The sequence below is a fragment of the Bradyrhizobium sp. F1.4.3 genome (genome assembly GCF_040548375.1).
Taxonomy (GTDB): Bacteria; Pseudomonadota; Alphaproteobacteria; order Rhizobiales; family Xanthobacteraceae; genus Bradyrhizobium.
The window spans coordinates 1,305,642-1,318,728 of record NZ_JBEPRN010000001.1 but is presented as its reverse complement, the minus strand read 5'-3'; the positions used below and the strand labels follow the sequence as shown (position 1 = coordinate 1,318,728).

At 66.9% G+C, this 13,087-nt stretch carries 13 protein-coding genes and 1 riboswitch; of the genes, 8 read left to right on the top strand and 5 right to left on the bottom strand.

Translation table 11 applies throughout. The features are described from left to right. Positions 1-61: 61 nt before the first annotated feature. Positions 62-220, top strand: a complete 159-nt coding sequence (locus ABIB73_RS06405) for a hypothetical protein (protein WP_354222206.1) — start codon at positions 62-64, stop codon at positions 218-220. Between the two features lie 16 nt (positions 221-236). Here ABIB73_RS06405 and bluB read toward each other — a convergent pair whose 3' ends face one another. From bluB to cobU, 3 genes are read right to left on the bottom strand one after another with little or no spacing between them, the layout of a single operon-like run. Then, on the bottom strand, positions 237-869 hold the full coding sequence (bluB, locus tag ABIB73_RS06400) for a 5,6-dimethylbenzimidazole synthase (RefSeq protein WP_354222205.1): 633 nt from the start codon (positions 867-869) through the stop codon (positions 237-239). A gap of 4 nt (positions 870-873) precedes the next feature. Beyond that, the gene (cobS, locus tag ABIB73_RS06395; protein WP_354222204.1) at positions 874-1,659 is read right to left on the bottom strand and encodes an adenosylcobinamide-GDP ribazoletransferase; all 786 of its coding nucleotides are present in this window, start codon (positions 1,657-1,659) and stop codon (positions 874-876) included. Beyond that, the gene (cobU, locus tag ABIB73_RS06390; protein WP_354222203.1) at positions 1,656-2,159 is read right to left on the bottom strand and encodes a bifunctional adenosylcobinamide kinase/adenosylcobinamide-phosphate guanylyltransferase; all 504 of its coding nucleotides are present in this window, start codon (positions 2,157-2,159) and stop codon (positions 1,656-1,658) included. Before cobU ends, cobS begins: the two co-directional genes overlap by 4 nt. A gap of 120 nt (positions 2,160-2,279) precedes the next feature. On the opposite strand from cobU, the gene cbiB reads away from it, so the two are divergent. Both cbiB and cobD read left to right on the top strand, forming a co-directional pair. Then, positions 2,280-3,221: an adenosylcobinamide-phosphate synthase CbiB gene (gene cbiB, locus ABIB73_RS06385; protein WP_354222202.1), complete on the top strand. Its 942-nt coding sequence runs from the start codon at positions 2,280-2,282 to the stop codon at positions 3,219-3,221. An 11-nt stretch (positions 3,222-3,232) separates the two neighbouring features. Beyond that, positions 3,233-4,198, top strand: coding sequence for a threonine-phosphate decarboxylase CobD (gene cobD, locus ABIB73_RS06380; RefSeq protein ID WP_354222201.1), 966 nt, complete (start codon positions 3,233-3,235; stop codon positions 4,196-4,198). Here cobD and ABIB73_RS06375 read toward each other — a convergent pair. Next, positions 4,187-5,635, bottom strand: a complete 1,449-nt coding sequence (locus ABIB73_RS06375) for a cobyric acid synthase (protein WP_354222200.1) — start codon at positions 5,633-5,635, stop codon at positions 4,187-4,189. The genes cobD and ABIB73_RS06375 overlap by 12 nt on opposite strands. Before the next feature lie 12 nt (positions 5,636-5,647). Continuing rightward, positions 5,648-6,283, bottom strand: a complete 636-nt coding sequence (gene cobO / locus ABIB73_RS06370) for a cob(I)yrinic acid a,c-diamide adenosyltransferase (protein ID WP_354222199.1) — start codon at positions 6,281-6,283, stop codon at positions 5,648-5,650. Positions 6,284-6,323: 40 nt separating this feature from the next. Beyond that, positions 6,324-6,546, top strand: a riboswitch (cobalamin riboswitch). Between the two features lie 96 nt (positions 6,547-6,642). On the opposite strand from cobO, the gene ABIB73_RS06365 reads away from it, so the two are divergent. The 5 genes from ABIB73_RS06365 to ABIB73_RS06345 are packed head-to-tail and all read left to right on the top strand — an operon-like array spanning position 6,643 to position 13,085. After that, on the top strand, positions 6,643-7,017 hold the full coding sequence (locus tag ABIB73_RS06365; protein WP_354222198.1) for a DUF1636 family protein: 375 nt from the start codon (positions 6,643-6,645) through the stop codon (positions 7,015-7,017). Beyond that, positions 7,014-8,048: a cobalamin biosynthesis protein CobW gene (gene cobW / locus ABIB73_RS06360; RefSeq protein ID WP_354222197.1), complete on the top strand. Its 1,035-nt coding sequence runs from the start codon at positions 7,014-7,016 to the stop codon at positions 8,046-8,048. The genes ABIB73_RS06365 and cobW overlap by 4 nt, the downstream gene beginning before the upstream one ends. Further along, a complete protein-coding gene (gene cobN / locus ABIB73_RS06355) occupies positions 8,048-11,296 on the top strand; it encodes a cobaltochelatase subunit CobN (protein ID WP_354222196.1) in 3,249 nt (1,082 codons plus the stop codon). Before cobW ends, cobN begins: the two co-directional genes overlap by 1 nt. Beyond that, positions 11,293-12,456, top strand: coding sequence for a precorrin-3B synthase (gene cobG / locus ABIB73_RS06350; RefSeq protein WP_354222195.1), 1,164 nt, complete (start codon positions 11,293-11,295; stop codon positions 12,454-12,456). Before cobN ends, cobG begins: the two co-directional genes overlap by 4 nt. Continuing rightward, positions 12,456-13,085, top strand: coding sequence for a precorrin-8X methylmutase (locus tag ABIB73_RS06345; protein ID WP_354222194.1), 630 nt, complete (start codon positions 12,456-12,458; stop codon positions 13,083-13,085). The genes cobG and ABIB73_RS06345 overlap by 1 nt, the downstream gene beginning before the upstream one ends. Positions 13,086-13,087 lie beyond the last annotated feature (2 nt).

Genomic DNA, 13,087 nt, shown 5'->3' with positions numbered 1-13,087 from the left:
TAGATCAATGCCCCGGTCGCAAGCGGCGGCGCGTCGGTCGCGCCCTGCTCGGGTCTTGTTCATGACGTTCGAGGCCAATTATGCGACGCCGCTGAAGATGGCGGTCTCGACCCAGCGGCACTACGAGGCTTACGGCCGCATCATCTTCCGGCCGCTCTTGATGTTCGAGAAGCAGCAAAGCGCCGCGCCGGCGACGATTGCCGACAAGAGCAAATCTTAGCGCTTTCGCGACGCTGCTAGCGTCGCAGCGTGAATTCGTCCGCGCCGCGCCGGTGTTCCCATTTCGTCTGCTCGAGCTCGGGCTGGTCGCATTCGGCCTCGGGATAGCCGATGCAGAGATAGGCGATGAATTTCCAGGACGGCGGCACGTCGAGAGTGGTGTGGATGCGGTCCGGGCTCAAGATCGACACCCAGCCGAGCCCGATGCCGTCAGCGCGCGCGGCGAGCCACATCGCGGTAATCGCAGCGACGACGGAATATTCCGTTGTCTCGGGCATGGTCGCGCGGCCGAGGCCGTGGCCGATATCGCTCGCCTTGTCCGCGAACACAGCGAGGTGGCCAGGTGCCTGGTCGAGGCCTGAGAGCTTGAGCGCGGCATAGCGCTCAGCGCGTTCGCCGGAGTAACCATTCAGCGCGTCGGTGTTGCAGGCCTTGAAGTCGTCGATCACGGCGCGGCGCCGTGCGGCATCATCGACGGTGACGAAGCGCCAGGGCTGGCTGAGGCCGACTGAAGGCGAGAGGCAGGCCGTGTCGATCAGGCGCGCGATGGCGCCATCCGGCAGCGGATCGGTCCGAAAGCGGCGCACATCGCGGCGCCACACGAACAGTTCGTGCAAGTGTCGGCGAAAGATGTCGTCGAATTGGACCATCAGGTCATCCTCCCGTCTGAAGGAAGGCTGCGGACACCAGCAGGACCAGGATCTCGCCAGCCTGCTCGAAGGCCCCGAGGATGTCGCCGGTCTGCCCGCCGATCTGGCGGATGGCAAGCCGCGCCAGGATCAGCCCGGCGAGCGACAGCAGGACGAGGCCGACCAACGCCTTGCCCGGCCCGAGCGCAAGCGCGAGACAGAGCGTCCCGAGAGCGAAGGCGATGGCCACGCTGCGGCCCGGCGGCGATCCGGCGCCCGCCGACAGCCCGTCAGGCCGCGCCGCCGGTACCAGTGACATGAAGGCCGGCACGCCCGCGCGCGCTGCAGCATGCGCGGACACGAGAGCGAGGGTCACGAGCCACGGATTGGCAATGGCCGCGAGCGCGCTCCAGCGCAGTCCGAACGACAGGATCAGCGCGCAGGCGCCATAGCTGCCGATCCGGCTGTCGCGCATGATCTCGAGCTTGCGCTCGCGCGTCCTTCCACCGCCGAGCCCGTCGGCGGTATCGGCAAGCCCGTCCTCGTGCAGTGCGCCGGTGATGAGGACCGTCGTGGCCAGCGCGAGCAGGGCGGCCGTCGCGGCGGGCACTCCTAGCCTGCTTGCGATCGCATAGGCGGCAGCACCTGCAAGGCCCACCAGCAGCCCGGCGATGGGCAGCGCCCAGGTCGCGCGCGCGATCGTGCTGTCGCCGGCCGGCTTCGACGATCCAACCGGCAGGATCGTGACGAATGACGCCGCGATCCCGAGATCGGCGATGACGTCCCGGATCATCTCGGCGCGGGGCTTCATTTCAGCTTCATCGGCAAGCCGGCGACGACGAATTCGACCTCGTTGGCGACAGCCGCGATGACCTGGTTCATGATCCCGGCGGCATCGCGAAAGCTCCGCCCCAGCGCGTTGTCGGGCACGATGCCGAGGCCGACTTCGTTGCTGACGAGGACGACCGGGCTGTTAAGGCGGGGCAGGGCATCGGCAAGCTCCGTCACCGCGCGCGACCAGTCGCGCTCCGCATGCATCATGTTGGAGAGCCACAGCGTCAGACAGTCCACGAGCCTTGCGCCGCCACCATCGGTCGCGACCAGCACCTCGACGAGATCAAGCGGCACCTCGCGATCGATCCAGTCGGTTCCGCGCCGCGTGCGATGAGCTGCGATGCGCGCCTCCATTTCCGCATCGAGCGCCTCGGCCGTCGCGACATAGACGGGCTGCCCGGGAAAGGCGCGCGCGCGGCTTTCCGCGCGTTTGCTCTTGCCCGATCGCGCTCCGCCCGTGATCAGAATGACAGCCATAAAGGTCTCCTGTGGCCAGCACTAATCACCAAACGCGACCAAAGACAAAGCCGAAATCCGAGGGTCGGGGGCTTGCGCTCGGCCGATGCTTTGCGCAACAGGGGCGGACAGGAGGCGTGTGTGGGCTTTGCAGGTGCGATGGCGGTGGCGATGGCGGTGGATGCCCTGGTGGGCTGGCCGTCGTGGCTGTTCGCGCGGATCGGCCATCCCGTGACCTGGCTCGGCCGGCTGATCGCGGGGGTCGACACCGCCTGGAATAGGCCGTCCGATCCTCCGGCTGTTCGCCGCGCCGCCGGCGTGGCCGGCGCGCTCGTGGTGATTGCGCTGTCGGTCGCGCTCGGCTGGGCGCTTCAGTCGTTGCTTACCGCGGGCTGGATCCAACTCGTGCTCGTGGGCATTCTCGCCTGGCCGTTGGTCGCTTTGCGCTCGTTGCATGATCATGTCGCAGCGGTCGCAAGACCCTTGCTGGCCGGTGACATCGCCGCTGCGCGGGAAGCTGTCTCGCGCATCGTCGGCCGCGATCCCGCCGCCCTCGACGACGCCGGCATCGCGCGCGCGGCGATCGAGAGCCTGGCGGAAAACGCCTCCGACGGCATCGTGGCGCCGGTGTTCTGGGGCGCGCTGTTCGGTCTGCCCGGAATTCTCGGCTACAAGGCAATCAATACGCTGGACTCCATGATCGGCCATCGCACCGAACGGCACGATGCCTTCGGCTGGGCGGCTGCGCGGATCGACGATGTCGCCAATTTCATTCCGGCGCGCCTGACCGGATTCTTGTTCGTGCTGCTGGCACCAAAGCGGTCGGAGGCGCTGTCGCGCATGACACGCGATGCACGCCGCCATCGCTCCCCCAATGCCGGCTGGCCGGAAGCGGCGATGGCCGGCGCGCTCGGCGTGCGGCTCAGTGGTCCACGCGCGTATCAAGACAGCGTCAGCAACGAACCCTGGCTGAACGAAGGCGCGCGCGATCCGCGCGCCGCCGATATCGGCGAGGGGCTGACGATCTACCGCCGCGCCATGCTGCTGCTCGCCGGCGTGCTTGCGATCCTGGCTTTCGCATGAAAGAACGGGGCATGCATGAGCATGGCGGAAATCTTGATCTGGCCCAGCAGCGTTTTGGCGGACGCGTGGAGGACTGGATCGACCTCTCGACGGGGATCAACCGGCTGTCGTATCCGGTCGGCGAAGTGAGCATGCGCGCGTGGAGCGCGCTGCCCTCGCGGTCCGAGATCGAGACCCTGCATCAGGCCGCCCAGCACGCCTATCGCACGAGTGCGCCGGTTGTCGCGATGGGCGGCGCGCAGGCCGCCATTCAACTGTTGCCGCAGCTCGCACCGCGCGGCCAGGCGCGCATCCTCACGCCGACTTACAACGAGTATGCTCCAGTCCTGTCGGCCGCGGGCTGGGAGGTTGAAGAGGTCAGCGAACTCGATGCGCTGGCCGGCGCGGCCCTCGCCATCGTGGTCAATCCCAACAATCCCGACGGCCGGTGTTACGCACCCAAGGATCTGCTCGCGCTGTTGCCGCGTGTCGGCCGCCTTGTGATCGACGAGAGTTTTGCCGACGCAGTTCCGCACTTGTCGCTCACTTCGGAAGCACTTCGGCCGGGACTCCTGATCCTGCGCTCATTCGGGAAGTTTTACGGTCTTGCTGGTCTGCGACTCGGCTTCGCGCTTGGCGATGCGACCGATATCGTCAAGCTTGCGGCGATGTCCGGTCCGTGGCCGGTGTCGGGGGCGGCGATCGCGATCGGCCGCCGCGCCTTGCTTGACGACGCTTGGGCCGAAGCAACGTCAGCTCGCCTTGCACGCGAGAGCGTCGGGCTCGACGCCATGGTGCAATCGCAGGACTGGAGGCTCGTCGGCGGCACACCGCTGTTTCGTCTCTACGAGATGCCCGATGCGCTCGCCGCGCAGGAAAAATTGGCGGGGGCTCAGATTTGGTCCCGCATCTTCGCGCGGAAACCGAATTGGCTGCGCCTCGGACTTCCGGGCAGCGAGACGGAATGGTCGCGCCTCGCCGAGGTATTAGCGCGCTAGCGCGAGCAGGCCATCGACGTCGAGATGCGCTTCGATGTGATCGGCAAGCGCATCGAGCGCGCTTTCGACCCTGGCGTGATACGGCTCGTCGCCTGCGGGAATATCAAGCTTTGCGAGATACGCCTTTCGGAAATCATCTGAGGTAAAGAGGCCGTGCAAATAGCTGCCTTGCACGCGACCGTCGCGCGAGATCGCGCCTTCCGGTTCGCCGTTGAGTTTCGCAAACGGGCGCGCACGATCCGGCCCGTCGGTGCGGCCGATGTGAATTTCGTAGGCCTGGATCGGTTGATCCGTCCCCGCATGCACTGCCTCAACCCGTGTCAGCGTCTTCTGCGCGCTCATCTCTGTCGTCACATCCAGAAGTCCGAGGCCCGGCGTTTCGCCCGCGGGTCCCTCGATGCCGTCGGGATCGGCCACGCTGCGCCCGAGCATCTGGTAGCCGCCGCAGAGGCCGAGCACATGGCCGCCGCGGCGATGATGCGCCAGCAGATCGATGTCCCAACCCTGCGCGCGCAGGAAGGCGAGATCGCCGCGGGTCGATTTCGAGCCGGGGATGATGACGAGGCGCACATCGCCGGGGATCGCTTCGCCGGGACGCACCAGCACGAGATCGACGCCCGGCTCGAGCTTGAGCGGATCGAGATCGTCGAAATTGGCGATCCGTGACAACGCGAGGCAGGCGATCTTGCATTGGCCCGGCTTTCGCGCGTCGCGCAGACCCAGCGCGTCCTCGGCCGGCAACTCGCCGGCGCGCGCGAACCAGGGCAGCACGCCAAAGCCGAGCCAGGATGTTTTCTGCTCAATCAGCTTATAGCCGTCGTCGAACAACGTGGGATCGCCGCGGAACTTGTTGATGACAAAGCCCTGGATCATCGCGGCGTCGTTCGGGTCGATCACCGTCTTGATGCCGACAAGCTGGGCAATGACGCCGCCGCGGTCGATGTCGCCGACCAGCACGACCGGAACGTCGGCCTTGCGCGCAAAACCCATATTGGCGATGTCGGCCTTGCGCAGATTGACTTCGGCCGGGCTGCCGGCGCCTTCGACCAGCACGAGATCGGTACGCGTCTTGAGCCGCTCAAAACTCTCGAGCACTGCACCCAGCAGCGATGGCTTCATCGCTGCGTATTCGCGCGCACGCGCGGTCGCGATGCGCTTTCCCTGCACGATAACTTGTGCGCCAACATCGGTCTCGGGCTTGAGCAGCACCGGGTTCATGTCGGTGTGTGGCTCGACGCCCGCGGCGAGCGCCTGAAGCGCCTGGGCGCGGCCGATCTCGCCGCCATCCACGGTCACCGCGGCATTGTTCGACATGTTCTGCGGCTTGAAAGGCATCACGCGCAGGCCGCGGCGCGTTGCGGCGCGCGCAAGGCCGGCGACGATGAGCGATTTGCCCACGTCCGAACCGGCCCCTTGGATCATCAATGCGCGCGCCATCGCTGAGCCCAATCAGAACTCGACGCCGGCCTGCGCCTTGATGCCGGAGCGGAACGGGTGCTTGACCAGCGTCATCTCGGTCACGAGATCGGCGATCTCGATCAGCTCGTCCTTGGCGTTGCGCCCGGTGAGGACGACATGTGTCATCGGCGGCTTGTGCGTCTTCAGGAAATCGACGACCTCAGCGATATCGAGATAGTCGTAGCGCAGCGCGATGTTGATCTCGTCGAGCACGACCATGCGCAGATTGGAATCGAGGATCAATTCCTTTGCCTTCTCCCAGCCGGCGCGTGCGGCGGCGACGTCGCGGGCGCGGTCCTGCGTCTCCCAGGTAAAGCCTTCGCCCATCGCATGGAACTGGCAGAGATCGCCAAAATGGCCGGTCAGCAGGCGCCGCTCGCCGGTATCCCAGGCGCCCTTGATGAACTGCACGACCGCGCAGGGAAAGCCATGGGCGACGCAGCGCACGATCATGCCGAAGGCCGAGGAGGACTTGCCCTTGCCGGCGCCGGTGTGGACGATGATCAGGCCTTTTTCGCCGCTCTTGGTCGCCATGATCTTGTCGCGGGCGACCTTGATCTTCGCCATTTTCGCAGCGTGGCGGGCGTCGGTTTCCTCGGCCGTCTGGGTATCCGGTTCAGGCGTCATCGTACCTGGTCCTTCGGCTTGACAAGAGGCGGCCGGGGGCAAATGGTGGCCCGGCGTTGGTTCCTGTCCTATGACAGGCGAAGAGGGAATGCGATAGGGTCCGAATCTGCAAGATTCGGGTCCAAAATGCAGCCGCCCCCGCGACCGTGACCGGAGAGATGCCCGAAGCCACTGATACCTCACGGGGGATCGGGAAGGCGGGGATCGAAGGGTAAAACCCCTGCTCCGCAAGCCGGGAGACCTGCCAGCGCGGACGATTTTTGACCGGCGGACGGGGTGTTCCGCGACGGGGAAACGGGCCTTCGCAAAGCGTGGTCCGTGCGCCTCATCGCCTCCCGCTATTTATCCTGGAAGAGGCGATGACCGTCACACTTCACGTCTGCATCACCTGCCGTGCCGGCGAGACGCTTAGCGAGGGCGAGCCCACGCCGGGCAAGCGTCTGCATGGTGCCATCCTCGACTCCGGTGTGCCTAATGGCATCAATGTGGTTCCCGTCGAATGCCTGTCGGCCTGCAGCCAGGGCTGCTCGGTCGCGCTCAGCGCGCCAGGCCGCTGGTCCTATGTCTATGGCCGTCTGTCGGACGCCCATGCGCAGGATGTGGTCGCGGGCGCAGCCGCCTATGCGGCCGCGCCCGACGGCATCGTGCCCTGGCGCAGCCGTCCCGAAATCTTCCGCAAGCAGTCGCTTGCCCGCATTCCCCCCATTGCCGTCGTACCGGAGGCCGCCGAATGAATTCGCTCGCAAAAGTCCCCGTCACGGTGGTCACGGGTTTTCTGGGCTCCGGCAAGACCACGCTGATCCAGCATCTCCTCGCCAACGCCGGCGGCAAGAAGCTCGCGGTGCTCGTCAATGAGTTCGGCAGCGAGGGCGTTGATGGCGAGATCCTGAAGTCTTGCGCCGACGCGAACTGTCCGGAAGAAAACATCGTCGAGCTCGCCAATGGCTGCATCTGCTGCACCGTTGCCGACGATTTCATTCCGACCATGGAGCTGTTGCTGGCGCGGCCGGTGAGGCCCGATCATATCCTGATCGAGACCTCGGGGCTGGCGTTGCCGAAGCCGCTGCTCAAGGCCTTCGACTGGCCGCAGATACGCTCCCGCATCACGGTCGATGGCGTGATCGCGCTGGCCGATGCCGAGGCTGTGGCGGCCGGCCGTTTCGCGCCGGACCCGATTGCTGTCGAAGCGCAGCGCGCGGCGGATGAAAGTCTCGATCACGAGACGCCGCTGTCGGAAGTGTTCGAAGACCAGATTGCATGTGCAGATATCGTCTTGCTGACCAAGGCCGATCTTGCGGGCGCGGCGGGACTCGAAGCGGCCAAGGCTGCGATCACCGCCGAGATGCCGCGTCGCGTGCCGATGCTCCCCGTGACTGACGGCGCGATCGATGCGCGCGTGATCCTCGGTCTCGGCGCCGCCGCTGAGAATGATATCGCGGCGCGCCCCTCGCATCACGATGGCGAGCAGGACCACGAGCACGACGACTTTGCCTCCGTCGTGATCGATCTTCCGGAGGTGACCGATATCAACGCGCTGGTTGCTTCCGTTCAGCGTCTGGCGCGCGAGCAGAACGTGCTGCGCGTGAAGGGCTATATCGCGGTGGCGGGCAAGCCGATGCGCCTGCTGCTCCAGGCCGTCGGCGAGCGCGTGCGGCACCAGTTCGATAAGCCCTGGGGCGCCGGCGGGCGCCAGTCAAAACTCGTCGTGATCGGCGAGCACGGTGATATCGACGCGGCCGCAATCAGGTTAGGACTCGGGATCTGATGCACGTCGTCTTCCGCGAGAGCCGCGGTCTCGAGGAGACCGCCACGCCAAGGGACATCGGCCAGGATACGGCCGATCTCGTGGTGCTCTCGTACTCGGACTCCGATCTCGCCGCGTTTGCCGCTGGCTGGCGGCGCGGCCGCGACAGCCTGCCGTCGCTGCGGTTGGCGAACCTCGCGGAGCTCCGTCATCCACTCTCGATCGACACCTATATCGAGCGCACGCTGTCGCAGGCGCGTGGCATCCTGCTGCGCCTGATCGGCGGCGAATCCTATTGGGCCTACGGGCTCGCGGCCCTGCATCAGCTCGCCAGGGATCGCAACATCGTGCTGGCCGTGCTGCCGGCCGACGGCCGCGACGACTCGCGGCTGGACGCGTACTCGACCTTGCCGGTCTCGACGCTGCGGCGGCTCAAGGTGCTCTGCGATACCGGCGGCCCGGTCGCCGCCCAGGCGGCGATCGCGCAACTCGCGCTAGCCTCGGGCCTTTATGCCGGGCCGGTCGTCGGCGAGATGACCGTGCCCGAGATCGGTTTTTACGATCCCGCACGCGGCGTCATTGCCGCGCCGCCGGCCAGCGAGGGGAAGCCACGCGCGCTGGTGACGTTCTATCGCTCCTATCTCACCGCCGCGGACACCGGCCCGGTCGATGCCCTGATCGCGGCACTGCGTGAGAAGGGATTTGATGCCTACGGCGTGTTCGTCACCTCGCTGAAGGCCGCGGGCGTTATGGATTGGCTGCGCGCGTATCTCGTACAAAATCCTCCGGCCGCGATCGTCAATGCGACGGCGTTCTCGGCGATGAGCGACGATGGTAGAACGCCGTTCGATGCCGCATCGTGTCCGGTGTTCCAGGTCGCGCTCTCTACGGCACGGCGTGAAGACTGGTCGGAGTCACTGCGCGGTCTGTCGCCCGGCGACCTTGCGATGCATGTGGTGCTGCCCGAGGTCGACGGCCGTGTGTTCGCGGGCGTGGTGAGTTTCAAATCGGCCGCGATGCGCGATCCCGATCTGCAGTTTTCGCATCTTGCGCACGGGCCCGACGAGGAGCGCGTGAAGGCTGTCGCCGCGCGCGTCGCCGCCTGGCAGCGGCTCGCGGAGAAGCAAACAAGCGAGAAGCGGGTGGCGATCGTGCTCTCGAACTATCCAGGCCGTCCGCACCAGATCGCGCATGCGGTTGGTCTCGATGCGCTTGCATCGGTCGAAGCGTTGCTGTCCGACCTTGCGGAGGCCGGCTTCGACGTTGCTCCGTCTCATGCACTCGGCGAGACCCTGCTCAAGCAGAAATTGACTTGGGGTGTCGCCGATTACCACGCGGCGCTCTCGCGGCTTCCGCAGTCATTGCAGGATGATCTGGCGCAAGCCTGGGGCGCGCCAGAGAAGGATCCGAGCTGCCGAGACGGCGCGTTCCATTTCGCGGCCATCACATGCGGCCAATCGGTCATCGCAGTCCAGCCCGAGCGTGGCGATACGGCCACGCGGGATGGCGACTATCACGATCTCGCCCGCACGCCGCGCCACGCCTATGTCGCTTTCTATCTCTGGCTCCGGCAGCGGGATATCGACGCCGTCCTGCACATGGGCGCGCATGGCACGCTGGAATGGCTGCCCGGAAAATCCGTGGCGCTGTCATCGAGCTGCTGGCCGGAAGCGCTGATCGGAGAGGTGCCCGTCATCTATCCCTTCATCGTCAACGATCCCGGCGAGGCCGCGCAGGCCAAGCGGCGTACGGGTGCCGTCACGATCGGCCATCTGCCGCCGCCGCTTGCTGCATCGGTCGTGCCGGAAGGCCTGCGCCGGCTCGAGCAACTCCTCGACGAATATTCGACCGCCGACGGTCTCGATCCTGCCCGCCGCCAGCGCCTGATCGCTGCGATCCGTGACGAGGCGCGCGCTGCGGGCCTCGAAAATGATCTCGGCCTCGATGCGTCGGCCGCGCCGGCCGAAGCCATCCCGCGGATTGATCGCTTCGTTTGCGACCTCAAGGAGAGCCAGTTCGGCGACGGCCTGCACGTGTTCGGTCGCGGCGCCTGCGGCGAGGCGGAGCGGGATGCGCTGCGTGTCGCGCTTGCAGGCCAACGCGTCGCGCCGGGGCCGTCGGGCTCGCCCTATCGTGGGCGCCAGGACGTGCTGCCCACCGGGCGGAACCTGTTTGCCGTCGATCCGCGCGCTGTGCCGACGCCGTCGGCGCATGCGCAAGGCATCAGGCTCGCCGAAGAGCTGTTGCGCCGTCACTTGCAGGATCATGGCGACTGGCCGAAAGGGCTCGTGGTCGATCTCTGGGGCTCCGCGACCATGCGCACGGCGGGTGAGGAGTTTGCGATGGCGCTGCATCTCGCTGGCCTCGCGCCGCGATGGGATCACGCGTCCGGCCGTGTCACCGGCTACGACATCGTCGCGCCGGCCGAACTCGGCCGTCCCCGCATCGACGTCACGCTGCGTGTGTCGGGTCTGTTCCGTGACGTCTTTTCCGGCCTTGCGCAATTGTTCGAAGCCGCAGCCGAGGCGCTCGCGACGCGCGAGGACGAGGGCGACGAGAATCCATACCGCTATCGTGCGTCCCGCGTGTTCGCGCCGCGTCCCGGACAATACGGTGTTGGCCTGTCGGCGATCCCGGATGCCTTCACAGCTGATACCCGCGAGGCCGCGGGCGAGGCTTGGCTGTCGGCGTCATCCTGGGCGTTTTCCGCCGATGGCGCGATCAAGCCCGATCGTGCCGGCATCGAGGCGCGGCTCGCGTCTGCCGACGCCTTCGTCCACGTCCAGGACTTGCCGGAAACGGACCTTCTGCTCGCCGCCGACTACGCGGCGCATGAGGGCGGCATCGTAGCCGCCGCAGCGCACCTCGGCGCGGCCACGCCGTCGCTCTATCATCTCGATGCAACGCGTCCCGAGCAGCCGCATGCGCGCACGCTGACGGAAGAAATCTCGCGTGTCGTCCGCGCGCGCGCCGCCAATCCGGCCTGGATCGCCGGCATGATGCGCCACGGCTTTCGCGGCGCAGCCGAGATCACCGCGACACTCGAACACATGGCCGCTTTCGCCCATCTGGCTGGCGCTGTGCCGCCGCATCTGTTCGATCTCTACTATGACGCGACGCTTGGCAATGACGACGTCCAGGCCTTCATGGCACGTGAAAATCCGGCAGCGCTCACCGCAATGGAGACTTGCTTCACCCGCCTGCATGAGGCCTCGCTCTGGCGAACGCGCCGTAATTCGATCGCGGCTCGGCTCCGGGAGGCGTCATGAGCGCGGCTGCGGTCAAAGGCTGGTGTCCCGGCGCGCTGCGGCCGATGCAATCGGGTGATGGGCTCGTGGTCCGCGTGCGCCCGTTCGGCGGCCGGCTCGATGCGGCGCAGATCGCCGGGCTTGCACATCTGGCCGAACGCCACGGCAACGGCCTGATCGATGTGACCAGCCGCGCCAATCTCCAGATCAGGGGTATCAGCGAGGCCAGCCATCGGCTGGTGCTCGACGGGCTTGCGCAACTGGCGCTGCTCGATCCGGACGCCGACACCGAATCCCGGCGCAACATCCTCGTGACACCGTTCTGGCGCACCGGAGACGAAACCCAATCGCTCGCCGCCGAGCTCGAAGAGGCGCTCGCGGACAGCCCACTCCAACTCCCCACGAAGTTCGGCTTTGCCATCGATGACGGAACCTCCCGCGTTCTCGCCGGCGATTCCGCGGATGTGCGGATCGAGCGCGATAGCTCCGGTGGCTTCCTGGTGAGGGCCGATGGCGCCAAGCTCGGCCGTTCGGTTGCGCGTGGGGACGTCGTGACTGCTGCGCTCGCGCTTGCAAACTGGTTCGTCACCTCAGGCGGCGCCAAGGGTGGGCGAGGGCGCATGGCGGCGCATGTTGCCGCCGATGCGGTCTTGCCTGAGGCGCTGCGCGGCGAGGCTGAGCCCGCGCCGATCATGGCTGCGTCGCGCCCCGGCCTCTATCCGCAAGGCGCGATGGTCGGCGTCGCATTCGGACAGATGCCGCATGCGACGCTCAATCAATTTGCCGGTTGCGGACATGCGCTGCGCATGACGCCATGGCGGATGGTCTTGAGCGAAGGCAAGCGGGTGATGCCGAGCGCGCCCGATCTCATCACCGAGGCCTACGATCCAGCGCTGCGGGTCATCGCCTGTAGCGGTGCGCCGCGTTGCCGCGAGGCGCATGCCGATACTCGTGCGCTGGCGGCGGCGCTCGCGCCGAACATTGGCGCGGCCGCGCGGCTTCACGTCTCCGGCTGCGCCAAGGGTTGCGCTCATTCCGGTTCGGCGGCGATTACGCTTGTTGCGACCGGCGCAGGTTTCGATCTCGTGCGTGGCGGATCGACGCGCGATGAGCCCATCCTGCGCGGGCTGAATCGCGACGACATCGTGGGCAATCCCTCCATCCTGATGGGAGGGCACTGATGCCGCATCTCTATGAGACCGATGGCGCGGCGATCTACCGGCAATCCTTTGCCACCATCCGGGCCGAGGCCGATCTTGCGCGCTTCACGCCCGATGAGGAACAGGTCGTGGTGCGGATGATCCATGCCGCCGGCATGGTCGGGCTTGAGGCGCATGTTCGCTTCACGCCGGGCATGGCGACCGCGGCGCGTGCGGCGTTGCAGAGAGGTGCCCCGATCCTGTGCGACGCGCGCATGGTCTCGGAAGGAATCACGCGCGCGAGACTTCCCGCGGCCAACGCCGTCATCTGCACGCTCGGCGACGAGGCCGTTCCTGCGCTTGCGCAATCCATGCACAACACGCGCTCGGCGGCGGCGCTGGAGTTGTGGCGGCCGCATCTCGACGGCGCGGTCGTCGCGATCGGCAACGCGCCGACCGCGCTGTTTCATCTCCTCAACATGCTGGAGGACGGCGACTGCCCGCGGCCGGCGGCGATTATCGGCTGTCCGGTCGGTTTCGTCGGCGCCGCCGAATCCAAGGCCGCGCTGATGGCCGATCCGCCGGTGCCGGCCCTGACGGTCGAGGGCCGCCTCGGCGGTTCCGCGATCACGGTCGCCGCCGTGAACGCGCTGGCGAGCCGGAGCGAATAGCT

Excerpts from the sequence above, each read along its gene's own strand:
- bluB (WP_354222205.1), bottom strand. The coding sequence starts at position 869 with ATGGTCCAATTCGACGACATCTTTCGCCGACACTTGCACGAACTGTTC.
- cobS (WP_354222204.1), bottom strand. The coding sequence starts at position 1,659 with ATGAAGCCCCGCGCCGAGATGATCCGGGACGTCATCGCCGATCTCGGG.
- cobD (WP_354222201.1), top strand. The coding sequence starts at position 3,233 with ATGCATGAGCATGGCGGAAATCTTGATCTGGCCCAGCAGCGTTTTGGC.
- cobW (WP_354222197.1), top strand. The coding sequence starts at position 7,014 with ATGAATTCGCTCGCAAAAGTCCCCGTCACGGTGGTCACGGGTTTTCTG.
- ABIB73_RS06345 (WP_354222194.1), top strand. The coding sequence starts at position 12,456 with ATGCCGCATCTCTATGAGACCGATGGCGCGGCGATCTACCGGCAATCC.
- ABIB73_RS06375 (WP_354222200.1), bottom strand. The coding sequence starts at position 5,635 with ATGGCGCGCGCATTGATGATCCAAGGGGCCGGTTCGGACGTGGGCAAA.
- ABIB73_RS06405 (WP_354222206.1), top strand. The coding sequence starts at position 62 with ATGACGTTCGAGGCCAATTATGCGACGCCGCTGAAGATGGCGGTCTCG.
- cobU (WP_354222203.1), bottom strand. The coding sequence starts at position 2,159 with ATGGCTGTCATTCTGATCACGGGCGGAGCGCGATCGGGCAAGAGCAAA.
- cobG (WP_354222195.1), top strand. The coding sequence starts at position 11,293 with ATGAGCGCGGCTGCGGTCAAAGGCTGGTGTCCCGGCGCGCTGCGGCCG.
- ABIB73_RS06365 (WP_354222198.1), top strand. The coding sequence starts at position 6,643 with ATGACCGTCACACTTCACGTCTGCATCACCTGCCGTGCCGGCGAGACG.
- cobO (WP_354222199.1), bottom strand. The coding sequence starts at position 6,283 with ATGACGCCTGAACCGGATACCCAGACGGCCGAGGAAACCGACGCCCGC.
- cobN (WP_354222196.1), top strand. The coding sequence starts at position 8,048 with ATGCACGTCGTCTTCCGCGAGAGCCGCGGTCTCGAGGAGACCGCCACG.